The sequence below is a fragment of the Actinophytocola algeriensis genome (genome assembly GCF_014203735.1).
Lineage (GTDB): Bacteria > Actinomycetota > Actinomycetes > Mycobacteriales > Pseudonocardiaceae > Actinophytocola > Actinophytocola algeriensis.
In genome coordinates, this window is record NZ_JACHJQ010000005.1 from 20,874 (window position 1) to 43,752 (window position 22,879).

The window sequence follows — 22,879 nt, forward strand, 5'->3', positions numbered from 1 at the left end:
CCCGGGCGGTGTCCCTACGGTGCGACTCCGAGGTGAGGAGGTCGTCGTGACACCGGAGATGCGATACCCGGGTGGTGTGCTGCTGTCCAGCGGCCACGCCAGCCTGGCACGCGGGGTCGCGCGTGCCACGCCCGGCTCGGTGCACGCCCTCGCGCTCGGCGGCGGCTACACCGTCGGCCCCGGCGAGGGCCGGACCGTCTACTTCGGACGCAACCGCCCGCTGGTGCACATCTGCCTCGGCGAGGACGACCGGGAGGTCAGCCGCAGGCACGGCGAGCTCACCTGCCAGGACGGTCGCTGGTGGCTGCGCAACACGGGCCGCAGGCCGATCCGGCTGCCCCGCTCGCAGTGGCTGTTCGCGGAGGAGGACGCGATCCCGCTCACCGAGGGCTACACGCCGCTGTACGTGCCGGGCACGCAGGACCGCGAGCACCTCCTCGAGATCTTCGTGGCAGGTCCCGACGGCGGTGCGCCCTGTCCCGCCGAGGAGCGCCCGACCTGACGCGCGAGGAGGTCGGTGAGCCCGTCGGCAACAGCCTCGACGACAACCTGATCCGGGGGCTCGTCCGAGCGGCCGCGCGCACACCGAAGGACCTCGACCTGCTGGACCGGTAGGCCACCGAGGACCCTAGGGTGGATCTTGCCGATCGACCCGAGGGGGTGTGGATGGCGAGCCAGTTCGGCCCGCTGTTGCGCCGGTTCCGGACCCGTGCCGGGCAGACGCAGGAGGTGCTGGCCGAACGGGCCGGGCTGGGCGTGCGCACCGTCCGGCGCCTGGAGACCGGCGACCACGGCGATCCGCGGATGGGCACCGTCGACGCGTTGTCGGCCGCGCTCGGGCTCACGCGGGCCGAACGGATGGAGCTGCTCGCCGCCGCGGGCAGGCACACGCCTCCCACCACCGGTCCGCCTCCGCCCGATGCGGCGCCCGGCCCACCGGACCCGCTCGCCGAGGCCGCGGGCCTGCTCGCCTACGAGCTGCGTGCGCGCCTGCGGCGCGAGGAGGAGCAGCGGCAGATCCACGACCCGGTCCCGCTGCCGGTCCGGTGGACGCCCGCGCCCGCCGAGCTGACCGACTCCTGGCTCAACATCCGGCAGGCCGGGCCGGGGGAGTCCGCCGAACCCGTGCCCCTCGGCGGCGAGCTGGACGACATCGTCGCCGTCTACCGCAGGCTCCCGTCGGGCAGGCTCGTGGTGCTCGGCCGCGCCGGGTCCGGCAAGACGATCCTCACCATCCGCTTCGTGCTGGGGATGCTCGACGTGGCGGCGCCCGGCGACCCGGTGCCGGTGGTCTTCGGCGTCGGCTCGTGGCACCCCGCCACCACCGCGCTGCGGGACTGGCTCATCGACCAGCTCCTGCGCGACCACCCGGGGCTCGCCGCGCCCGGCCCGGACGGCGTGACCCTCGCGGCGGCGCTCGTGGAGACCGGCCGGATCCTGCCGGTGCTGGACGGCTTCGACGAGATCGGCGGCGGCCTGCACCGCGCGGCGCTCGCCGCGTTGAACACCACCACCCTGCCGCTCGTCGTGACCAGCCGGATCGACGAGTACCGCGCCGCCGTCGAGTCGACCGACGTGCTGACCTCGGCAGGCGCCGTCGTGCTCGGCGACCTCACGGCGGCCGACCTCGCCGACTACCTGCCCCGCACGACCCGCAAGCGTGGCCAGGACGGCACCGCGTGGGAACCGGTGCTGACCGAGGTCCGCGAGCACCCGGACGGCGACCTCGCCGCCGTGCTGACCACGCCGCTGATGGTCAGCCTCGCCAGGACCGTCTACAGCGACACCCCCGACCACGACCCGGCCGAGCTGCTCGACACCGGCCGCTACGCCACCAGGGAGGCGATCGAGCGCCACCTGCTCGGCACCGTCGTGCCGGCCGCCTACAAGGACCAGCCCGGCCGCGCCGCGCACGAGACGGACCGCGTCGAGCACTGGCTCGGTTTCCTCGCCCACCACCTCGACCGGCTCGGCACGCACGACCTCGCGTGGTGGCAGCTCGGCGACCGGACGCCCGGCTGGCTGCGGATGGTGGTGAGCGGGATGGTGCTGGGGCTGGCCGCCGGGATCCCGTCCACCTGCGTGATCGGCCTGAGCCACCTGTTCGGCGTCGGCACCGCGAACGGCGGGTTCGGCACCGGGCTGGCCGCGGCGCTGGCCGCCGGACCGATGGAAGGGCTCGCGGTGGCGCTGACCGTCGGCCTCGCCCACGGTGCCGTGCTCGCACTGGGTGGTGCCGTGTTCGCGCCGTCGCGGGTGCGGATGCGGCTGCGCGGCAGGAGCCGTTCCGGGGCGACGTTCCTGCGCAGGCTCGCCGTCGGGGTCGCCGTGGGGACCGGGCTCGGCGCGGGCCTCGGGATCGCGAACGTGCTCGGCGCGACGTTCTGGATCGTCGGCCGGATCGGGACCACCGTCGAGGCCACGATCGTGTTCGGGCTGACGTTCGGCCTGTTGTGGGGTCTGTCGTGGGGTGTGCTGGCGTACTTCGAGGCGCCCGTGGACATCAGCTCGGCGATCAGCCCGGTGGACCTCCTGAGCGGCAACCGCCGCAACGTCGCAGTCCAGGCGCTGGTGTTCGGGCTGGTGACGTGCCTCGGGTACACGGTGACGGTCGCCGTGGTGCACGGGCCGCGGCTGGGGCTGGCGTACGGCATGACCTACGGGGTCGCGCTCGGTCTCGTGGTCGGGTTCTGCGTCGCGAGCCTGACGGCGTGGGGCACGTGGTTCGTGTTCGCGCGCGTCTGGCTGCCGCTGAACGGGCGGCTGCCGTGGACGCTCCCGGCGTTCCTCGAGGACGCCTACCAGCGCGGGGTGCTGCGCCGGTCGGGTGCGGTCTACCAGTTCCGGCACGCCCGCCTCCAGGACCACCTGACGCAGACCTACCGGGAGAAGCGCTTCCACCGACCCTGACTTTGCATGGTCATGCATAGCCATGCATAATGACTCCCGTGTCCAAAGTGCTCACCTCACTCCCTGTCGGCGAACGGGTCGGCATCGCCTTCTCCGGCGGTCTCGACACCTCGGTAGCGGTCGCGTGGATGCGCGAGAAGGGTGCCGTGCCGTGCACCTACACCGCGAACATCGGCCAGTACGACGAGCCGGACATCGACTCGGTCCCCGGCCGCGCGGCCGCGTACGGCGCCGAGCTGGCGCGGCTGGTCGACTGCCGGGCCGCCCTGGTCGAGGAAGGGCTCGCCGCGCTGGCGTGCGGCGCGTTCCACATCCGCTCCGGCGGCCGCGTCTACTTCAACACCACGCCGCTCGGGCGTGCGGTCACGGGCACACTGCTGGTGCGCAGGATGCTCGAGGACGACGTCCAGATCTGGGGCGACGGCTCCACGTTCAAGGGCAACGACATCGAGCGGTTCTACCGCTACGGCCTGCTCGCCAACCCGTCCCTGCGGATCTACAAGCCGTGGCTGGACGCCGACTTCGTCACCGAGCTCGGCGGCCGCAAGGAGATGTCCGAGTGGCTGGAGAGCCACGGGCTGCCGTACCGGGACAGCACGGAGAAGGCCTACTCCACGGACGCGAACATCTGGGGCGCGACCCACGAGGCGAAGTCACTCGAGCACCTCGACACCGGCATCGAGATCGTCGACCCGATCATGGGCGTGGCGTTCTGGGACGCGTCGGTGGAGATCGTGCCCGAGGACGTCACGATCGGCTTCGAGCAGGGCAGGCCGGTGACGATCAACGGCGAGGAGTTCGACTCGGCCGTGGACCTGGTGATGGCGGCCAACGCCATCGGCGGCAGGCACGGCATGGGCATGTCGGACCAGATCGAGAACCGGGTCATCGAGGCCAAGAGCCGCGGCATCTACGAGGCGCCGGGCATGGCGCTGCTGCACGCGGCGTACGAGCGGTTGGTCAACGCCATCCACAACGAGGACACCCTCGCGAGCTACCACCAGGAGGGGCGGCGCCTCGGCAGGCTCATGTACGAGGGCCGCTGGCTGGACCCGCAGGCGCTGATGCTGCGCGAGGCGCTGCAGCGCTGGGTCGGGACCGCGGTCACCGGCGACGTGACGCTGCGGCTGCGCCGAGGTGAGGACTACTCGATCCTCGACACGTCCGGGCCCGCGTTCAGCTACCACCCGGACAAGCTCTCGATGGAGCGCACGCAGGACTCCGCGTTCGGCCCGGTCGACCGCATCGGCCAGCTCACCATGCGCAACCTCGACATCGCGGACTCGCGGGCCAAACTCGAGCAGTACGCGGGCCTCGGCATGGTCGGCAGTGAGCACCCGACGCTGATCGGCGCCGCGCAGGCCGCCTCGACCGGCCTCATCGGCGCGATGCCGGAGGGCGGCGCCGAGGTGATCGCCTCGCGCGGCAAGGTCCTCGACGCCGACGAGCTGCTCGACCACGTCGCGATCGAGTCCGGCAACGACTGACCTGTTCGCCACGAGCCGCCGCCGGTGTGCCTGCCGCACCGGCGGCGGCTCGCGCCTTGCCATCCCAGAGACCTGCCCGTCCGGCGAGGACATTCCTGGATCACCTCGAGACCAACCGGCGAGGCAACCCGCCGTTCAGTGTGCGGCCTTCGCGTAGCGGTCCGCGAGAAGTGCGCACGCCTCCTTGAGCTCCGCCGGGCCGACCACCTCGATGTCCGCGTCGAAGCGGCCGATCGCCGCGGCGAGACCGGGCCACGACCACGACCCCGCGACGAGCCGGCAGCGGTCCGGGCCGAGTTCCTCGACGAGCCCGTCCTGGACGTAGCGGGACACCTCGGCGGCGGGCAGGTCGAGGATCACCTCGCCGCGGCACGGCCAGTTGCCCGAGCCGCCGCGGAACCGGCCGGCCACGAAGGCGGCCACGTCACCGCCGGGCAGCTCACGCGGTGTGAACCGGGGACCGGTCGGGATGCGCGGGCTGATCCGGTCGGCCCGGAAGGTGCGCCAGTCCGCGCGGTCGAGGTCCCACGCGACCAGGTACCAGCGCCCGCCCCACGTGACCAGGTGGTGCGGCTCGGCCCGGCGTGGCTCGGACCGGTGGTCGAACCGCAGCACCTCGCGGGCGTGCACGGCGGCGCTCAGCGCCACGAGCACCCCGCTCTCGACCGGCGCCACCGTGGACCGCTCGACGGCCGTGATCCGGAACGTGTCGATCCGGTGCCGGAGCCGGGCGGGCATGACCTGCCGGACCGTGTTCAGCGCCCGCGCCGCGGCCTCCTCGATGCCCGCGCCCGTGGTGGCGGCGACCTGGAGCGCGACGGCCAGCGCGACGGCCTGTTCGTCGTCGAACAGCAGGGGCGGCAGTTCCGTGCCCGCGCCGAGCCGGTACCCGCCATCAGGACCCTTCGTGGCCTCGATCGGATAGCCGAGCTCACGCAGCCGGTCGACGTCGCGGCGCACGGTGCGCTGGCTGATGTCGAGCCGGTCCGCCAGCAGCGCGCCCGGCCAGTCGCGGCGCGTCTGGAGCAGCGAGAGCAACGCCAGCAGTCGAGCTGAGGTCTTCGGCATTCCTCAATTCTGCCGGAAGTAGAGGACACACCCTGGCCGCTATGCCTGCGAGTCTTGTCGTGTGCCAGACAGCCACGACGAACACCACAACAACCCGGAGCGCACCGTGACCACCACCCTCGACACCGAGCGGGCCGAGCTGCTCGCCGAGCTCGCCGACGCGCGTGCCGCGCTGACCGCCACCGTCCACGGGCTGACCGACGAACAGGCCGGTGAGCGCCCGACGGTCAGCGCGCTGTGCCTCGGCGGCCTGGTCAAGCACGTCACCGCCATGGAGGAGGCGTGGCAGCGGTTCGTGGTCGACGGCCCGTCGGCGATGCGCCACGAGCTGCCCGACGGCGTCACCTGGGCCGACATCCTCGCGGGCACGGCCAGTGAGTTCCCGCAGTGGATGATCGACCACCAGAACCAGTTCCGCATGCTGCCCGGCGACACCGTCGCCGGGATCCTCGCGCACTACGACGAGGTCGCCGCGCGCACCGAGGAGGTCATCGCCGCCGTGCCGGACCTGTCGGTGACGCGGCCGCTGCCGGTGGCGCCGTGGCACGAGCCGGGCGCGGTGAGCAGCGTGCGGCGGGTGCTGACGCACCTCATCAGGGAGACCGCGCAGCACACGGGCCACGCCGACATACTGCGCGAGACGCTCGACGGTCACACCTCGAGCTGACCTGGGAGGAACGAACACCGTGACCGTGCTGGACACCAGGACCCTCAACCGTGCGACGCTCGCCAGGCAGCTGCTGCTCGACCGGGCGGACCTGCCGGCCCGCGACGCCGTCGCGGACCTGCCGGCCCGCGACGCCGTCGCGGACCTGCCGGCCCGCGACGCCGTCGCGCACCTGTGCGGCCTGCAGGCGCAGGAACCACAGGAACCGTTCGCCGGGCTCTGGTCCCGGTTGCGTGCGTTCGACGCGGCCGAACTGTCGGACCTGCTGACCGGGCGTCAGGTGGTGCGGACCCACCTGATGCGTCGCACGGTCCACCTCGTCACGGCCGAGGACGTGCTGGCGTGGCGCGCCCGCCACGACGCGATGCTGCGCCAGCGGGTGCTCGGGGTGTACCGCCGCGAGCTCGCCGGGATCGATCTCGACGAGCTCGCGGCGGCAGGCCGCGCGGTGCTGGCCGACGGCGAAGCGCGGTCCATGCCCGAGCTGGCGCGGGCCTTGAAGTCTCGTTGGTCCCGCTGGCCCGACGCGGACACGCGGGCGCTGGGCGAGCTGCTGGTCGCCGGGCTGATCCCGATGGTGCAGCTCCCGCCGCGCGGGGTGTGGCGCACGAAGGGCGGGGTGCGGAACCTGCCGGTGTCCGCGTGGCTGGGCCGCGAGGTGGACCCGGCCGCCCCGGACGGCACCGACCCGGTCGGCGAGGAACTGGTCCGGCGCTACCTCGCCGCGTACGGTCCGGCCGCCACCGCCGACGTGCGCGCGTGGTCCGGTCTCGCCGGGCTCCCGGCCGCGGTCAAGGCGGTGCGCGCGGAGCTGGTGTCCTATCGCGACGAACGGGGCCGGGAGCTGCTCGACCTCCCCGGCGCGCCGCTCCCGGACGCGGAAACCCTTGCCCCGGTTCGGTTCCTGCCCGCGTTCGACAACGCGGTCCTCGGCTACGACGACCGCGGCCGGATCATCGACGACGAGCACCGCGGCCTGTCCATCACGGGGGCGCGCTTCGTCCTGGTCGACGGCCGCGTCGCCGGGACGTGGACCGTCGAGGACGGCACCGTGGTCGTCGCGCCGCTGCGCCGTTTCTCGCGCGCGGAACGGGATGCCGTGGCGGAGGAAGGTCAGGCGCTGGCGCTTTTCCTGTCGGACAAGGAAAGCGACCGCGTGCGGGTCACGCCTTGGCGATGATGGCGGTCAGCACGTTCGCCACGACGGCGGGCAGGTCGCGCACCGCGTTGTCGTCGTCGCAGAGGTGGCGCAGCAGCGCCTGTTCGAAGATGCCGTCGAGCATGGCGTAGGCGATGCGCGGCGCGACGGTGACGGTCGCCCCGGCCAGCTCGGCGTAGCGGTCGACGACGCGCCAGATCATGTCCGTGCGGCGTTCGTCCAGCTCCAGCACGTCTTTCCGGAACGAGTCGTCGAACAGGCTCTGGTTGCGCAGGTCGTACCAGAGCCGGTGCACGCGGGCGTCCGCGGCGAGCGTGGCGGCCATGGCGTCCGCGAAACCGGTCCGGAGCCCGTCGGCCGACGTCGCCGCGGCGACGAGCTCGTCGTACCTGGTGACGCAGATTTCCTCGAACTGGCGCACGGCCTCGGTGAGGAGATCGGCCTTGTCGCTGAAGTAGTAGTGCAGGACGCCGTGGGAGAACTCGGAGTTCTGCGCGATCTCGCGCAGGCTCGTGCGCGCGAAACCCAGTTCCGCGAGCGTGTGCAGCGCGGCGGCGGCGAGCTCGGCGCGACGTTCGCCGAACTTGTCGACCTGGCGGCGCGCGATCCGCGCCCGCCTCGTCTCGACCGCCTCACTCACAGTGTTTCCCATCGTTTTCCCGCATCCGATGCCCCGGGATTCGTGATCAGTCTATCGCGCCACCGCCTTGACAGGTGTCAAGTGAAAACGCGACATGCGTCAAAGGAACTGTTGACGCCTGTCAAGTTGTCGCTACGCTGTGACCTGTGCCGCCCTGGACCCGGCGGTGTCGGCAGCGTCATCTCGAGGAGGAGATGCACGATGAGCTACGACCTTGCTGGGCGGAAAGCCCTGGTAACCGGCGGGGCGCGTGGCCTCGGAGCCGGCATGGCCGCGGCGCTGACCAGGGCAGGCGCCGCGGTCGCCATCGCCGATGTGCGGGACGATCTCGGCAAGGCGACCGTCGAGTCGCTCCGGGAGTCGGGCGCCACCGCCGAGTTCGTGTCACTGGACGTGACCGACGACGCCCAGTGGGAGCGGGCCGTCGCCGACACCTGTGACGCGCTGGGCGGCCTGGACATCCTCGTCAACAACGCGGGCGTCGAGATCACCAGCCTGATCACCGAGCTGGATCCCGACGACGTGCGGACGATGCTCGAGGTGAACGTGCTCGGCACCGCACTCGGGCTCAAGCACGGCCTGCGTGCCATGCGCCCTGGCGGCATCGCGGGCAACGGCGGCTCGATCATCAACATCTCGTCGGTCGCCGCCACCATCGCGTGGCCGTCGATCGCCGTGTACTCCGCGACCAAGTCGGCGGTCGACCGGCTCACCAGGGTCGCGGCCACGGAGGCGGGCAAGCTCGGCTACGGCGTCCGCGTCAACTGCGTGTACCCGGGCCTCGTGCCGACCGAGATGGGTGCCCGGCTCGCCCAGGACGTCGCCGACGTCGGGCTGTTCCCCGACGCGCAGGCGGCGGTCGCGTCGGTGATCGAGCAGACCCCGGCCGGACGGCTCGGCGAGGTCGCCGACATGGCGGACGCGGTCGTGTTCCTGGCCTCCGACGCCGCGCGGTTCATCACCGGCGCCGGGCTGCCGGTCGACGGCGGCATGGGCATGTGAGGGGGAGACAACAGTGAGCACCGACAAGCCAGTCGTCGTCTACGGCGCCTCCGGCTACACCGGCCGGCTGGTCTGCGAGTACCTGCGCGAGTACAACGTCCCGTTCGTCGCGGCAGGCCGGGACAAGGCCCGGGTGCGGGAAGCACTCGACGCGGTACCCGGTCTCGACACGGTCGACCACGAGGTCGTCGAGGTCGCGCACGAGGTCGGCCCGCTGACCGAGCTGTTCCGCGGCGCGCGCGTCGTGTGCAACACCGTCGGGCCGTTCACCCGGTACGGCCACGAGGTCGTCGAGGCCTGTGTCGCCGCGGGAACCCACTACCTCGACACGACCGGCGAGCAGGACTGGCTGATCGACTGCGACGAGAAGTACGGCAGCGACATGGCCGCGCAGGGCCTGCTGCTCTCGCCCGGCGTCGCGCACATGTACACCACCGGTGAGATCGCGGCGAACATCTGCCTCGAGACCCCCGGGCTGGACACCCTGGACATCCAGGTGTTCTGGAAGGGCTTCCCGACCGTGGCCTCGACGTTGACGATCCTGGTCAACGCCGCCATGTCGAAGGCATACCACCTGGAACAGAACTCCTACGTCGAATGGCCCGCCGACACCGGCCTGCAGACGGTGACCGTGCCGGGCCAGCACGAGACCGGCCTCGCCCTGCCGTGGGGCGGCACGTCGCACCCGGTCTGGTTCCGGCGCGACCCGCGCGTCGCGAACGTCAAGGTGCTGGGCGGGGTGTTCAACCGGGAGCTCATGCTCGGGGTCCCGCAGATCGTGGCCGGCGTGCTGGAGCAGGTGCGGGACCTGCCGGACGACGAGAAGCACCGGGTGCTCGCCGACCAGGCCGCGGCGGTGCGCAGCGAGATGCCGCCGAGGGAGAACCCGAGGATCAACACCTCGGTCGACTCGGTGCACGCCTCCGGCCCGCTCGGCCGCGCCCACTGCGTGATCTACGGCAACTGCAACTACAAGCAGACCGGTCTGCTGCAGGCCTTCGCCGCGTACTCGCTGCTGCAGCAGCCACCGCGCCGTGCCGGGTTCGCGTCCGCCTGCCAGGCGTTCGGCCACCGCGAGCTGCTCGGCGTGCTGCGGGCCTTCGGACTGGTCATGGAGCCGGTCCTGACCGTCCACAAGTGACAGTGGGAGTACCGTGCAGCTGACCGACTTCCTCGACAAGGGTGTCTCGCTCGGCCCGGGGTCGGCGTGCCTCACCATGAACGGCACCACGCTCACCTACCGCGAGGTCCAGCAGCTGTCGTGGACGATCGGGCGGGCGCTGCGCCGGTCCGGGGTGCGCCCCGGGCAGACGGTGGCGGTCCTGTCCGCCAACGACGTGCTCGCGTTCACGTGTGTCTTCGGCATCTCCCGCGCCGGTGCCGTGTGGTGCCCGGTCAACCCGCGCAACGAGGCGGGCGAGAACCGGGAGCTGCTCGACCTGCTCGACTGCTCGTGCCTGATCTTCCAGGAGTCGTTCGCGCCGCTGGTCGAGCGGATCCGGCCGGACCTGCCGAAGCTGACCACGTTGGTGTGCCTGGACGGTTCTCCGTCGGGCGCCGTGCCCTTCGACGACTGGATCGCGGGGCTTTCCGCCACGCCGTGGCAGGCGGAGCCTGCCGACGACACGTGCATGCTCGTCGGCACCGGCGGCACCACCGGCCGCCCGAAGGGGGTCGTGCTGACCGGGCACAACCTCGAGACGATGACCGCGCTGACGTTGATGAGCTACCCGTTCGACCCACGCCCGGTCTACCTCGCGCTGGCACCGCTCACGCACGCCGCCGGTGTGCTGTGCTTCCCGGTCATGACGCTGGGCGGCGAGATCGTGGTCATGCCCCGGCCGGAGCTCGGCGAGTTCGTCGCGCTCGCGGAACGGCACCGCGTCACGCACACGTTCCTGCCGCCGACGCTGATCTACATGCTGCTCGACCACCCCGCGCTGGCCGGCGCGGACCTGAGTGCCCTGCGCTGCCTGTGGTACGGGGCCGCGCCCATGTCCGTCGCCCGCCTCGAACAAGCCATCGACCGGCTCGGACCGGTGCTGGGACAGCTGTTCGGCCAGACCGAAGCACCGATGATGATCTCCACCCTCGCGCCCGCCGACCACCTCCGCGCCGACGGCTCGATCGCACGCGAACGCCTGTCGTCCGCCGGGCGGCCGACCCCGCTCACCCAGGTCGCGATCATGGCGGGCGACGGATCGCTGCTGGCGCCGGGGGAGCGCGGTGAGATCGTGGTGCGCGGCCCGCTGGTGATGGCCGGTTACCACAAGGACCCCGCCGCCACCGAGGAAGCGGGCAGGCACGGCTGGCACCACACCGGCGACATCGGCTACCTCGACGAGGACGGCTACCTGTTCATCGTCGACCGCGCCAAGGACATGATCATCACCGGTGGTTTCAACGTGTACTCGGCGGAGGTCGAACAGGTGCTGCTGGCCCACCCCGCCGTGCAGGACTGCGCGGTCATCGGGCTGCCGGACGACAAGTGGGGCGAACGCGTCACCGCGGTCGTCCAGCTCCGCGGAGACCACACGGTGTCCGTCGCCGACCTGCACGAGTTCGTCAGAAGCCGCCTGGGTGGCGTGAAAGCCCCGAAACAGATCGAACTCTGGCCCGACCTGCCCCGGTCGCGCGTCGGCAAGGTGCTGAAGACGGAGATCAAGTCCCACCTGGTGCCCGGAGCGGTGTCCCCTAGCCGATGCCGCCCCGAGCAATGACGACCGACCCGGCGTGCGGCGGCACGCGAGCAGGGTCGGCCAGAGGTGGTGGGTCGCCGGGGACTCGAACCCCGAACCTGCCGGGCCAATGAGAAGGAAGCGCCTCCATGCCCGCATGCGCGGAAGGCGGACGCGCTAAGTCAGCCGGCTGCTCTGCCAGTTGAGCTAACGACCCAGGTGCCGCACGGGAAGGCCATGCCCGCTCCGGCGGGACCAATCATGACCATCTCCGCCGGTGCGGTCAACATCATTTACCGGTCCGGAGTCCGGCTGTCCGCCGTGGTCACTCGGTGGCCCACGCGGCGAGGCGGGGTTCCAATGCGCGGTAGAAGTCGGGGTGCAGTGCCATGCCCGTGTGGCTGCTGCGGATGTCCACGCATTCGGCGGACGGGTCCTGGCACAGCCGCCACGGCGCGATCCGGTCCAGACGGGACGACACGGCCAGCGCGGGCACCTCGGCCGGCAGGGCCGCGGCGAGTGCCTCGGAGTGGGCGCGGTAACAGGAGCCGGTGAAGCAGTCCGCGTTCAGGAGGCCCGGCACGCCCAGTGTGGACAGTCGCGTCAGGAGGCGGGCGACCCGGACCGCCTTCGGGTGCGCGCCAAGCGGGTCGAGCACCGGGCTGCCCGCCATGACGAGGCCTCGTGCGAGGTCCGGCCTGCGGGCCGCCACGAGCCTGCCGAGCCAGCCGCCGCGGCTCTGTCCCAGCAGGACCACGCGGCGCCCGGTCGTTTCCGCGTGCGCTTCGAGCTGTCGTTCGATGCGGTCCACCAGTTCGGTCGTGCAGCCGACGTTCAGCCCGATCCGCGCGTCGGCAGGCCGGTAGCCGCGGGCCCGCAACCAGGTGCGGGTCAACGTGAGGGTGTGGGAGCCGCACCCGAACCCGGGCACCAGGAGCACGCCGAGACCAGCGCCCTGGGTCTTCTTCACCTGACGCCAGGCGGAGTCCCGCAACAGCCTCGGCACCATGCCGAGCAGCACGAGGAGCATCTGCTCCTGTACATCGATCCGCCGCAACAACTCCCTGACACGTCGCATGTCCCGCTCCCTCCGTGCCGGAAGGGGTACCCGATCAACGGCGGCTGACACCCGCGCGGGGTTCACGGCGGTCGATCACGGGCGGAAACCACGCGATCAGGCGATCCTTGACCGGTCCGGACGGCAGCCGGTCGACGTGGGACGTGAGGTTCTCGTACCTGCGGAGTTCGAGCCACTGCTCCACGGAAAGTTCTGGTGCCGCTCCCGGAACCGGTGCGCCAGGGTGCCAGGGCCGCGGCCGTGTGCGGGGCCTGTGCGCGGGTGGCGCCGCACCGGATCCGTTCGCCCGTATGGTTTGCGGCCGGAGCGGGGCGACGAGCGAAGGTGGGGGTTGTGGTGAGCGAGCGGATGAAGACCACGCGGCGGCGGTTGCTCAAGGCGGGGGCCGTCGGTGCCGTCGCGGTCGGGAGCTCGTTCCTGGTGGCGGGGGAGGCGGCCGCGGACGGTTACGGTTCCGGCGCGCTCGGGCCGTGGGAGAACCTGTCCAAGCGGATCTCGACCCTCACCCAGATCCGGCCGGTCCTCGACACCGACGGGCTGTTCATGTTCGGCGACAGCATCTCCGTGCAGGACGGGTACTCGCTGGCGGTGCGGCTGCAGAGCCGGACCGGCGACCAGCTCGCCGTGCACAACTGGTCGGGCAGGCCGACCGCGCCCGCCGTCGACGCGCTGGCCGGGTGGGCCCAGGCCTACGGTCTGCCGCGCCGGATCCTGATGGCGACCGGGTCGAACGACATCTTCACGCCGCCCGTGTTCGCCGCGCAGGTGGACCGCACGATGGCCATCGCGGGGCCGGCGCGGACCGTGATCTGGGTGAACGTCCAGGTCGCCAGGACCGGTCAGTCCGCCGCCGTCCAGCTGGCCGACCAGCGCAACAGCGGCTGGATCAACCTGCAGCTGGCCGACGCCCAGAAACGGCACCCGAACCTGCGCGTCGTCCACTGGGCCGAGTTCCTCGCCGCCAAGCCGTCCCGGCTCACGATGTACCTGTCCGACGGCGTCCACACCACGGTGCCGCTGGGCCAGGACGCCCGCAACGAGCTCATCGTCCAGTCGATCGAGGCGACCTGAGCGGACCGGCGGCTTCAGCGATCCTCTATGCCGTTTGCGTAAGAATGTGGTCTCCTCGGCAGTTTCGCGGTGGGAGGTCCGCATGGCGGAGGTCGTACCGGGTCGGATGACCCACCAGCACGACGGCGAACTCGTGGTCTTCCTCATCGGCATGACCATCAACAAGCCGTGGCGGCCGGACCTGTGGTGGCCCGCGTTCCGGGCGATGCCGAAGATGTTGCGCGAGCTGTCGGACATCGAGGACTCCGGGCTGCTGGGGCACCGCCTGATGCTGGAGGGGCGCCACCCCACCCTGGTCCAGTACTGGGACAGCCTGGAGAAGCTGTACGCCTACGCGAGCGAACGCGACGCGGAGCACCTGCCCGCGTGGCGCGCGTTCAACCGCCGTGCCCACCGCGCGGGTGACGCGGTCGGCATCTGGCACGAGACGTACGTGTCGACCTACGCGGAGACGGTCTACGTCAACACCCCGGAGATGGGGCTGGGGAAGTTCACCGGGCTGACGGAGCTGAACCGGACCCAACCGCTGTCACCGACCGAGGCCGAGTGACAGCCAGGACCCCTTCGCAACACCCGCAGCGATGAAGGACCCCTTCGTTGCGTCCGGTGTGATGAAGGACCCCTTCGTAACACCCGGTGCGATGAAGGACCCCTTCGTTGCGTTCACCGTGATGAAGGGCCCCTTCATCACACCGGGCCACGTCCTGAAAGCGCCTTTCACGGCACGAAGGCCAACCGAGCAAAGGCGGAAGCCGACCACCAAGGGGCTCCCTGCCATCCCGTCGACCTGGCGAAGCCCGATCACACCGGTTCAAGGGGGCACCAACAACCCAAACCGGCGGCAAAACTCGGAACCGCCCCCTTGAGCCGGTGTGATAGCCCGTAGGGAGGTCGACGGGATGGCAGGCAGACCCGCACCCAACCGCAGCCAAACAACGAAACCGGGGAGCCATCCCAGAGACCTGCCCCTCCGGCGAGGAGCCCCGGAGGGCACACCGTCAGCAGCTGCGGGCGCAGCGGAACGCGCAGCCACCACACGACCGACAACAGCAAGATCCAGGGCCGGTAACGCGCCTTTCACAGCAGAAGGTCGGCTGTCACGGCGTGACCCGGAACGTCGCGTCCTGCCGGTCACTCGCGCTGGACGACGAACTGAGCGGGTCGATCCGCAGCACGAAACCGGCGTGCCGCAGGTAGTACGTCGGGTAGTTGTGCGAGCGGAACGACGACCAGCCCGAGTCGGCGAGCCCCGCGGTGCGGTGGAAGGTCGCGTCGGCGCGGAAGGCGGCCGTGCCGTCGTTGGCCGCGAGCTGGATCGCGAGGTTGTGGTGCCGCAGGTACTCGCCGGGGTAGTTCACGGACTCGAACGACACGCCCGAGGAGTCGGCGAGGCCGGGAACCAGCCGCCACAGCTGGTCCTGGTACGGGTCGAACGGGTACGTGTCCAGCCGCCCGACGTGGTCCGCGTGCCGCACGAAGCGGTCCGGGTGGTTGGTGGACTTCAGCCGGATCCAGTCCGGGGTGCCCCAGCGGGTGACGAGCGCGTTGTACTCCGCGGTGGAGATGCCCGCGATCGAGCCGTGCTTGGCGTTCAGCGGTGGGGTGTAGTCGCGCTGGTTCATCGCGGTCCACGAACCGCCGCCGATGTTCGAGCTCGACCAGGCGTAGTAGTCGTTGTTGACCGGGCTGAACGAGTCGCCCCACAGCCGCCACCCGGTGCCCTCGTTGTTCTTGACCAGGAGCGGCGCCTCGATCGCGTTCCCCTGCCGCAGCCCGCTCGTGTAGGTGCTGAAGCTGTTCGGTGCGCCGGTCGACGACCGCGCCCCGTACAGCAGGCCGTTGGACAGGTTCTTGTAGTACAGGTAGGTGGTGCCGCCGTCCACGACGACGTCGCCGTCCAGGACACCGAAGCCGGGGCTGAAGAACACCTGCGGCGTGCTCACCGTGCGGAAGTCCGAGGTGTAGTTCACCAGGAACACGTCGCTGCCGTTGTTGGCGGAGTACACGATCCCGTACTGCCCTCTGGCGGCGTCCCAGAACGCGGTCGGTGCCCAGGTGTGCGTGGTCAGCGTGTGCATCCGGAGCCGGCGGTACCCGGTGAAGCTGGTCAGGTTCGTCGAGTCCCACACGTGCAGGTACTGGTTGTTCTGCGTGAAGTCCGTGCCGTTGAGGTCGGTCGCCAGCACGACGAACGTGCCGTCCTGCTTGCGGAAGACGAACGGGTCGCGCAGGCCCAGGGTGCCCGAGGTCGGGGTGGCCGCGGGGTTGTTCCCGTTGAGCGGCGTCCAGTTCGCGCCGTCCTGGCTGACGGCGAGGTGCAGGCCGTAGTTCGCGCCTGTCATCTGGGGTGACTCGGTGAAGTACGACATGACATAGGCGGTGTTCGCGGCGGCCGCGTGCGGCGCGTTGACCACCACGGTCGCGGTGGCCGCGAGGAACAGACTGGCGAACAGCGACAACACTCTCCGGGAAATGCGCATGGCGGTCGAACTCCCTTGGCCGAACGCAGGATGTGATCGTTAACAGGACGTGCGCAGGAGTGCATCGCCTTAACAGACGGGAGGTAGCAGGACTCATTGCTGTGACCGGCGTCTTGTTGTTAACGCTAACAGATGGCGGCGAAGTGCTCAAGACCGGGGAAATAATTGACTCCGCAATGGCCGACGGTCTCGACTGGCGGATTCGTTTACCGGCGGTATGGTCTGGTCATGTCGGATTCATCAGTGATGATCACGCCGATATTCGACCAGCTCGTCGAAGAGTTCCGTCAGCGTGAGAATTCGCCATCAGAGCCCGCGGCTCAGGACCAGGCGGTGGCGGACGAGGGGGTCCGTCCATAGCGGACGGCTGCTGCCCTCTTCAACGTATAGCGCACCGGGGGGCTTGTGGCAAGACCCAGGTCGTGCCGCAGGATACGGCCCGTGATGGATACCGATGTGATCATTGTGGGGGCGGGCCCGGTGGGCCTGATGCTGGCCGGGGAGCTGTGCCTGGCCGGGGTGCGGCCGCTGGTGCTGGAGCGGCAGCCCGCGGCCCGTGACATTCCGAGGGCCAACGGTCTTGGCGGGCAGGTCCTGGAGTTGCTGCGCCACCGCGGGGTGCTGCCGCGGTTCAGCGACGCCGCCACCGACCCCAGTCCGAAGCCCGTCTTCCCGTTCGGCGGCGTGCACGTGGATCTCACGCGGCTGGCCGGTTCGCCGCTGCACGCGCTGCAGATCCCGCAGGCACAGGTCGAGAGCCTGCTCGCCGACCGTGCCCGTGAGCTGGGCGCCGACATCCGCGTCGGGCACGAGCTGGCCGGGGTGGCCCAGGACGGCGCGGGGGTGACCGTGGACGTGCGGGGTCCGTCCGGTCCGCTCCGGCTGACGGCCAGGTACGTCGTCGGCTGCGACGGCGGGCGCAGCAAGGTCCGCGATCTCGTGGGCATCCCGTTTCCCGGCACCACCTATCCGGAGGTCAACCGGTTCAGCCAGGTCACGATGCCCGACTCGGTGACGCGGCTCGACAACGGCGACCTCGACGTGCCCGGCGCGGGCCGGATCAGTGCCGGTTTCACCAGGACGGACCGCGGCGTCTTCGGGCTCGGGTGGCTCGACCCCGAGGTGGCGCTCGTCTTCACCACCGAGGACGAGTCCAGCGTGGACGGGTACAGCGACGACGAGCCGATGACACTGGCCGAGCTGCGGGACAGCGTCCGGCGTGTGCTCGGCGTCGACCTGCCGCTGGGCGAGCCGCGCCGGCTGTCGCGCTTCACGTTCCAGGCGCGGCAGGTGCCGCGCTACCGCGACGGCAGGATCCTGCTGGCAGGCGACGCGGCGCACCTGCTGCCCGCCACGGGTTCGTCGCTGAACGTGGGCATGCTCGACGCGGTCAACCTGGCGTGGAAGCTGGCCGCTGACCTGCACGGCTGGGCGCCGCCGAACCTCCTGGACACCTACCACGACGAACGTCACTTCGCCGGTGCGCGGGCGCTGCTGCAGACGCAGGCGCAGGTGGCGTTGCGACGCGGGCACGACCCGGCCGCCGACGCGTTGCGTGCGGTGTTCCAGGAGCTGCTCACCGACGAGCAGCCTGCGCGCCGCGTTGCCGCGCTCATCGCGGGGGCCGACGTCCGCTATCCGTTGCCGGGCGCCGACCGGCACGAGCTGACCGGCGCGTTCGCCCCGGACTTCGTCCTGGACACCGTGGCGGACGCCATGCGGGCCGGACGGCCGGTGCTGCTGGACCTGGCCGACCGCCAGGACCTCCGCGACGCCGTCCGCGAGTGGGACCACCGCGTCGACGTCCGCACCGCGCAGCTGGCCGACCGCCCTGCCGACGCCGTCCTGATCCGTCCGGACGCGCACGTCGCGTGGGCCGCGCCCGTCGGCGAACCGGCCGACTCGGCCACGCGGTCGTTGCGGGACGCGATGGCGAGCTGGTTCGGCGCGGCCGTCGAAGCCCCCGCGCTGGGCTGACCGCTACGCGACCGCCGGAGTCGTGAAGGTCGCGGCCAGGGCGGCCCGCAGCTGCGCGAGGTGCGACGGCTCCGCATCGAGCAACGGGAGTCGCACCGTCGCGTGCGGGATGATCCCCAGCTCGGCAAGGGCCGCCTTCGCCATCACGGCACCGGGGGACGTGTGCATGACGGCAGCCACCAGCGCGATCAGCGATCCGTTGATCGCCCTGGCGGTGGCCAGGTCGCCCGCGCGGACCGCGCGGATGAGGTCCGCGTTGCGGTCGGCGGCGACGTTGCCCACCACGCTGAGCACGCCGGTGGCGCCGGCCGCCAGGTACGGCAGGTTCAGTTCGTCGATGCCGCAGTAGTAGGCCAGCGAGGTGCTGGTCATGACGGACATCGCCTCGAACAGGTCGCCCTTCGCGTCCTTCACCGCCTGGATGCGCGGGTGTCCGCCGAGTTCGGTCAGCGTCGCCGCCGTCATCGCGAGGCCGGTTCTGGCGGGGACGTCGTAGAGCATCACCGGAAGCTCTGTCGCGTCGGCCACCGCCGTGCAGTGGGCCACCACCCCGGCCTGCGTCGGCCTGTTGTAGTACGGGCAGACGAGCAGCAGCGCGTCCGCGCCCGCCGCCTCGGCGACGCGGGCGCGGCGGACGCTGGCGGCGGTGTCGTAGGTGCCGACCCCGGCGATCACCCGCGCGCGGGGCTTCGCCTGCGCCGCCACCGCGCGGACCAGCCGGACCGCCTCCGCGTCGGTCAGTGTGGGGGACTCGCCGGTGGTCCCGCCGACGACGATGCCGTCGCAGCCGGTGGTCAGGAGGTGGTCGACGAGGTTGACCAGCCCAGGCTCGCTCAGCGCGCCGTCGGGTCGCATCGGGGTCGCCATGGCGACGAGATTCGTGCCGAAGAGCTGGGCAGCGGTGGTCATGAGATCGATCGTGCCGAGGTCGACCGGTGCGGTCCAGCGATGCTTTCTTGTCGATATCGCTTAGCATCACTTCATGATCGATGTGGGTGCCCTGCGGGCGCTGCGGTCGGTGGCGGCGCTCGGGACGCTGGCCAGGGCGGCCGACGAGCTCGGGTTCACGGCCTCGGCGGTGTCGCAGCAGATCAAGCGGCTCGAACGCCAGGTCGGGGTGCCCGTGCTCGCACAGGCGGGCCGAGGGGTCGTGCTCACCCCGGCCGGGCAGGCCATCGTCGACTCGGCACCCGAGGTGTTCCAGGCGCTGGAGCGCTGCGCCGAGGCGGCCCAGTCGGTCTCGGAGGGCGCACCACGCGGCGTGCTCCGCGTGGTCGCCTTCTCGACCGGGGTGCGCGGGCTGCTCGCACCCGCCATGCCGCGGCTCGCGGCGCGCTGCCCGGAGCTGCGCCTGCACATCACCGAGCAGGACCCCGGCCAGGCCCTGCACAGCGTCGAGACGGGCACGGCCGATCTCGCGCTCGTCCACGACGCCGACGGGCTGCCCGCGCCACTGCCACCGGCACTGACCCAGCACCACGTGCACACCGACATCGGCGACGTCGTCATGAACCGGGCGCATCCGCTCGCACGGCTCGACCGGCCGCTCAAGAGCGCCGACCTCGCGGGCCACGCGTGGGTGACCAGCCCGCCCGGCACGGTGTGCCACCAGTGGTTCCGGCGGCTGTTCGCCGGCGCGCCGGCGGACCCCGACGTGCGCCACCTCGTGGACGACTTCGCCACACAGCTGTCGCTGGTCGACTCCGGCGACGTCATCGCCCTCGTCCCTCGGCTCGCCCGCCCGCCGTTGGGGGAGGGGCTCGTCGCGCGGCCGCTGCCGCGGCAGCCGAGGCGCGAGGTGCACGCGGCGTGGCGGCGCAGCGCCGACGCCAGCCCGTCGATCCGGGCCGTGCTCGCGGAGCTCGGGCCGCGGCGGTAGCGGGTCATGGACGGTCCGCGCCTGCGAGGGAGCGACGGTCGTCCCTGGCAGCGGCGGTGCCTCCCTTGACGAGGAGCCAGCACATGAACAGCACCTCGCCGACGAACGTGAACGTGGCGAGGCCCGTCGAGAAGCCCGCGACGCTCCCGGCCCCGTCCACCGCGTACCCGAGCCCGGCGGCGGCGAGCAGCACGGCCAGCGCGGTGGGCACGTTCGCCGACCGGTACGCCAGCAGGCCGAGCAACAACAGATGGCCGCCGAACAGGATCAGGCCGAGGTCCCAGAGCCCGCGGAAGTCCTCGATCCGCGCGAGGGCGTCCGGCTCCCCGACGGCGGCGGACAGCTGCGCGATCGCGACGAGGAACACCGCCGCGTACACGAGCCGGAACCACGCCGTGAGCGTCGACAGCGCGTGGTCCACCGGCGAGAAGAACTCCCGCAACGCCAACGCGACCAGCGTGTCGAGCGCGACCACCAGCACCAGGGCGAGCACGCCGGCGCGGAACAGCGGTGTCGCCGCGTCGGCGGGGGTGACCACCTGCTCGACGACACCGAAGTTGGCGAAACCGGCGAGCACGGACATGGCCAGGAGGCCGATCCCCGCTACCCGGCCCGCGTGCGGCCCGGTCATCGGCGAACACCGCCGCTCGTGCGCGTGAAACCCTTGGCGAGCAACAGGATCGGGAACACCAGCTCGAACAGGCCGCCGGGCACGTAGAACGCGAGCCCGGGCCCGGAGTCCAGTTCGGACACCCCGGCCAGCTCGCTCACGACCCCGGTGAGCAGTGCCGCGTACCCCACGACGCCCAGCACCGCCAACCACTTCGGGACGAGTCCCGACCGCAGCAGCAGACCGGACAGCACGAGCCCGCCCGCACCGGAGAACGCGTAGACGAGCGGTTCGTAGCCCGTGACCGGGTGCCCGCTCGTGGCGAGGTAGAGCGCGGCCGCCAGCAACGTGAGGCCCTCCGCGGTGCGCAGGACGAGATATCCCGTCGCGAGGCCTGCTCCGTGCGGCCGCAGGACGGGGAACAGCGCGATCCCGATCCCGGCGACCGCGAGTCCGGTGTAGGCGACCAGCAGTGCCCCGGCTACGTGCGCGCTCGCGGCGAAGGCCGCCGTGGACGTGAGGAACAGGAGCCCCACGACCACGGCGGTGGTTCTCATGGACATCGATCAACCTCCCTTACAACGTAAGCTTACGTTGTAAGTAGTACACTTACGGCGTAAGCGACGTCAAGGGAGGGACGGATGAGCGACTCGCGAGGCAGGCTGAACCGGGACCAGGTCCTGCGGGCGGCCGTCGCGCTCGCCGACGCCAACGGGCTCGAGTCGCTCACCATGCGCAAGCTCGGGGTGGAGCTGGGGATCGAGGCGATGTCGCTGTACAACCACGTCGCCAACAAGGTCGACCTGCTCGACGGCATGATCGACTGCGTGTTCGCCGAGATCGAGCTGCCTGCCGGCGAGGCGGACTGGAAGACCGCCGCCCGGCGGCGGGCGATCTCGGCCCGCGAGGTCCTGTCCCGCCACCGGTGGGCGACCGCGCTGATGGAGTCGCGGACCTCACCGGGTCCGAAGACGCTGCGCCACCACGACGCGGTGCTCGGGCTGCTGCGCGGCGCGGGCTTCTCGATCGAGATGGCCGCGCACGCCTACTCGCTGATGGACAGCTACATCTACGGTTTCGCGCTCCAGGAGACCAGCCTGCCGTTCGACTCGGGCGAGTCGACGACGAAGGCCGCGCAGGCGATCATGGCCCGCTTCGCCGCCGGCGAGTACCCCAACCTCACCGAACTGGCGACCCAGCACGTGATGCGCCCCGGCTACGACTACGGCGACGAGTTCGAGTACGGCCTCGACCTGATCCTCGACGGCCTCGAACGGGCGGTCAGCACCGGGTGAGTGCTGCCGGTCCGCGGGTCAGGACCTCCCGAGCCGGATGCCTCAGCCCACCCGGCGGTAGCGCGCGTCGAAGAAGGTGAACACCGCGAACGCGGCCAGGCCCGCGGCGGTCAGCGCCAGGAGCGCCGTGCCGTACGGCTGGGCGGCGAGCGTCCTCAGCGCGACGTCCAGCCCGATCGCCTTCTCCGGCTTGCTCTGGACCGCCGCGGCCACGACCAGTGCACCGGCGATCCCGTACACGGCACCGAGTGCGGTGTAGCCGACCTGGCCCAGCCTCGGCACGGCCGTCCGCACCGGGCGGCCGGCCGATGCGAGGTCGTGCTCCTCCGCGAAGCGTTTGGTCAGGCCGTGGCGGACCACGAACAACCCGGCGACGACGATCAGCACCCCGAGCGCGACGACCACCGGCTTGCCCCAGGACTCGCCGAGCAGGGTGCCGACGAGGCCGAGCTGTGCCTGGTCGGTCGACGACGCGGGGGACCCCGCCGCGAGCTTGCCCGCGCTGAACGCCAGGTACCCGAACAGGACCGCCTCGCCGAGGTTCATCAGGCGCAGGCTGGTCCGGTCGCCGGTGGCCGCCTCCAGCAGCTGCCACAGCGCGCTCACCCCGAGCCCCACGGCGATCAGCCACAGCACCACGTCTCCGCCCGCGTTGGACGACAGCGACTGGAGCGCGCCGGTCTTGTCCGCCTTGCCGACGCCATCGCCGTCGAGGTCGCCGAACGCCACCTGGAGCGCCAGCCACGCGACGAGGACATGCACCACCCCGTACGCCACCAGGCCGAGCCGCACCACCAGCCGGAAGGGAGCGCTTCGGGTGACCTGTTCGTGCGCCGGTCTCGCCATGTGCGGAACCGTACTCCCGGCACATACCCGGC

Annotated in this window: 21 protein-coding genes and 1 tRNA gene; 13 read left to right on the forward strand and 9 right to left on the reverse strand. The window is 71.4% G+C overall.

All coding sequences use genetic code 11. The annotated features are described in order from the left end of the window. The first annotated feature begins 46 nt into the window (after positions 1 to 46). From FHR82_RS22675 to argG, 3 genes are all read left to right on the forward strand, one after another. On the forward strand, positions 47 to 502 hold the full coding sequence (locus tag FHR82_RS22675) for an FHA domain-containing protein (protein ID WP_225943895.1): 456 nt from the start codon (positions 47 to 49) through the stop codon (positions 500 to 502). A 164-nt stretch (positions 503 to 666) separates the two neighbouring features. Continuing rightward, positions 667 to 2,910, forward strand: a complete 2,244-nt coding sequence (locus FHR82_RS22680; RefSeq protein WP_184812538.1) for an NACHT domain-containing protein — start codon at positions 667 to 669, stop codon at positions 2,908 to 2,910. Between the two features lie 38 nt (positions 2,911 to 2,948). After that, positions 2,949 to 4,397 (forward strand): argininosuccinate synthase, encoded by a 1,449-nt coding sequence (argG, locus tag FHR82_RS22685; protein ID WP_184812539.1) that lies wholly within the window; start codon positions 2,949 to 2,951, stop codon positions 4,395 to 4,397. Between the two features lie 135 nt (positions 4,398 to 4,532). Here the strand turns inward: argG and FHR82_RS22690 are convergent, their stop codons facing one another. Further along, entirely contained in the window at positions 4,533 to 5,465 is a 933-nt protein-coding gene (locus tag FHR82_RS22690) for a helix-turn-helix transcriptional regulator (protein ID WP_184812540.1), read from the reverse strand. Between the two features lie 61 nt (positions 5,466 to 5,526). Between FHR82_RS22690 and FHR82_RS22695 the strand changes: the two genes are divergently transcribed. After that, the gene (locus FHR82_RS22695; protein WP_311771222.1) at positions 5,527 to 6,132 is read left to right on the forward strand and encodes a DinB family protein; all 606 of its coding nucleotides are present in this window, start codon (positions 5,527 to 5,529) and stop codon (positions 6,130 to 6,132) included. Between the two features lie 19 nt (positions 6,133 to 6,151). After that, a complete protein-coding gene (locus FHR82_RS22700) occupies positions 6,152 to 7,312 on the forward strand; it encodes a winged helix DNA-binding domain-containing protein (RefSeq protein WP_184812541.1) in 1,161 nt (386 codons plus the stop codon). Here FHR82_RS22700 and FHR82_RS22705 read toward each other — a convergent pair. Continuing rightward, complete coding sequence (locus tag FHR82_RS22705) at positions 7,296 to 7,931, reverse strand: TetR/AcrR family transcriptional regulator (RefSeq protein WP_311771223.1); 636 nt, start codon at positions 7,929 to 7,931, stop codon at positions 7,296 to 7,298. The genes FHR82_RS22700 and FHR82_RS22705 overlap by 17 nt on opposite strands. 201 nt (positions 7,932 to 8,132) lie before the next feature. On the opposite strand from FHR82_RS22705, the gene FHR82_RS22710 reads away from it, so the two are divergent. From FHR82_RS22710 to FHR82_RS22720, 3 genes are read left to right on the forward strand one after another with little or no spacing between them, the layout of a single operon-like run. Beyond that, positions 8,133 to 8,933, forward strand: a complete 801-nt coding sequence (locus FHR82_RS22710; RefSeq protein ID WP_184812543.1) for an SDR family NAD(P)-dependent oxidoreductase — start codon at positions 8,133 to 8,135, stop codon at positions 8,931 to 8,933. 13 nt (positions 8,934 to 8,946) lie between these two features. After that, the gene (locus FHR82_RS47550; protein ID WP_184812544.1) at positions 8,947 to 10,074 is read left to right on the forward strand and encodes a DUF5938 domain-containing protein; all 1,128 of its coding nucleotides are present in this window, start codon (positions 8,947 to 8,949) and stop codon (positions 10,072 to 10,074) included. Positions 10,075 to 10,087: 13 nt separating this feature from the next. Beyond that, positions 10,088 to 11,653, forward strand: coding sequence for an acyl-CoA synthetase (locus tag FHR82_RS22720; RefSeq protein ID WP_184812545.1), 1,566 nt, complete (start codon positions 10,088 to 10,090; stop codon positions 11,651 to 11,653). A 46-nt stretch (positions 11,654 to 11,699) separates the two neighbouring features. Here the strand turns inward: FHR82_RS22720 and FHR82_RS22725 are convergent. Then, a tRNA-OTHER gene (locus tag FHR82_RS22725) sits at positions 11,700 to 11,828 on the reverse strand. Between the two features lie 108 nt (positions 11,829 to 11,936). Continuing rightward, positions 11,937 to 12,689, reverse strand: coding sequence for an alpha/beta fold hydrolase (locus tag FHR82_RS22730; RefSeq protein ID WP_184812546.1), 753 nt, complete (start codon positions 12,687 to 12,689; stop codon positions 11,937 to 11,939). Between the two features lie 336 nt (positions 12,690 to 13,025). Between FHR82_RS22730 and FHR82_RS22735 the strand changes: the two genes are divergently transcribed. Together FHR82_RS22735 and FHR82_RS22740 are read left to right on the forward strand one after the other, a co-directional pair. After that, the gene (locus FHR82_RS22735; RefSeq protein ID WP_221464195.1) at positions 13,026 to 13,760 is read left to right on the forward strand and encodes an SGNH/GDSL hydrolase family protein; all 735 of its coding nucleotides are present in this window, start codon (positions 13,026 to 13,028) and stop codon (positions 13,758 to 13,760) included. Positions 13,761 to 13,842: 82 nt separating this feature from the next. Next, positions 13,843 to 14,310, forward strand: coding sequence for a DUF4188 domain-containing protein (locus tag FHR82_RS22740; protein WP_184812547.1), 468 nt, complete (start codon positions 13,843 to 13,845; stop codon positions 14,308 to 14,310). Between the two features lie 547 nt (positions 14,311 to 14,857). On the opposite strand, the gene FHR82_RS22745 is transcribed toward FHR82_RS22740, so the two are convergent. Continuing rightward, positions 14,858 to 16,240, reverse strand: a complete 1,383-nt coding sequence (locus FHR82_RS22745) for a glycoside hydrolase family 43 protein (RefSeq protein ID WP_184812548.1) — start codon at positions 16,238 to 16,240, stop codon at positions 14,858 to 14,860. Positions 16,241 to 16,696: 456 nt separating this feature from the next. Here FHR82_RS22745 and FHR82_RS22750 point away from each other — a divergent pair, with 456 nt between their 5' ends. Then, complete coding sequence (locus tag FHR82_RS22750) at positions 16,697 to 18,217, forward strand: FAD-dependent monooxygenase (RefSeq protein WP_311771224.1); 1,521 nt, start codon at positions 16,697 to 16,699, stop codon at positions 18,215 to 18,217. 3 nt (positions 18,218 to 18,220) lie between these two features. Here FHR82_RS22750 and dapA read toward each other — a convergent pair whose 3' ends face one another. Further along, complete coding sequence (gene dapA / locus FHR82_RS22755) at positions 18,221 to 19,126, reverse strand: 4-hydroxy-tetrahydrodipicolinate synthase (RefSeq protein WP_184812549.1); 906 nt, start codon at positions 19,124 to 19,126, stop codon at positions 18,221 to 18,223. 73 nt (positions 19,127 to 19,199) lie between these two features. Between dapA and FHR82_RS22760 the strand changes: the two genes are divergently transcribed. Continuing rightward, positions 19,200 to 20,096 carry a LysR family transcriptional regulator gene (locus FHR82_RS22760; protein ID WP_184812550.1) on the forward strand — a complete coding sequence of 299 codons (897 nt, stop codon included), beginning with the start codon at positions 19,200 to 19,202 and terminating at the stop codon, positions 20,094 to 20,096. A gap of 4 nt (positions 20,097 to 20,100) precedes the next feature. On the opposite strand, the gene FHR82_RS22765 is transcribed toward FHR82_RS22760, so the two are convergent. Beyond that, positions 20,101 to 20,727: a DUF4386 domain-containing protein gene (locus FHR82_RS22765; protein WP_184812551.1), complete on the reverse strand. Its 627-nt coding sequence runs from the start codon at positions 20,725 to 20,727 to the stop codon at positions 20,101 to 20,103. Further along, the gene (locus FHR82_RS22770; protein WP_221464196.1) at positions 20,724 to 21,263 is read right to left on the reverse strand and encodes a DUF4386 family protein; all 540 of its coding nucleotides are present in this window, start codon (positions 21,261 to 21,263) and stop codon (positions 20,724 to 20,726) included. Before FHR82_RS22770 ends, FHR82_RS22765 begins: the two co-directional genes overlap by 4 nt. A gap of 84 nt (positions 21,264 to 21,347) precedes the next feature. Here FHR82_RS22770 and FHR82_RS22775 point away from each other — a divergent pair, with 84 nt between their 5' ends. Continuing rightward, complete coding sequence (locus tag FHR82_RS22775) at positions 21,348 to 22,001, forward strand: TetR/AcrR family transcriptional regulator (RefSeq protein WP_184812553.1); 654 nt, start codon at positions 21,348 to 21,350, stop codon at positions 21,999 to 22,001. A 42-nt stretch (positions 22,002 to 22,043) separates the two neighbouring features. On the opposite strand, the gene FHR82_RS22780 is transcribed toward FHR82_RS22775, so the two are convergent. Further along, positions 22,044 to 22,847, reverse strand: coding sequence for a DUF1206 domain-containing protein (locus FHR82_RS22780; RefSeq protein ID WP_184812554.1), 804 nt, complete (start codon positions 22,845 to 22,847; stop codon positions 22,044 to 22,046). Positions 22,848 to 22,879: the final 32 nt, after the last annotated feature.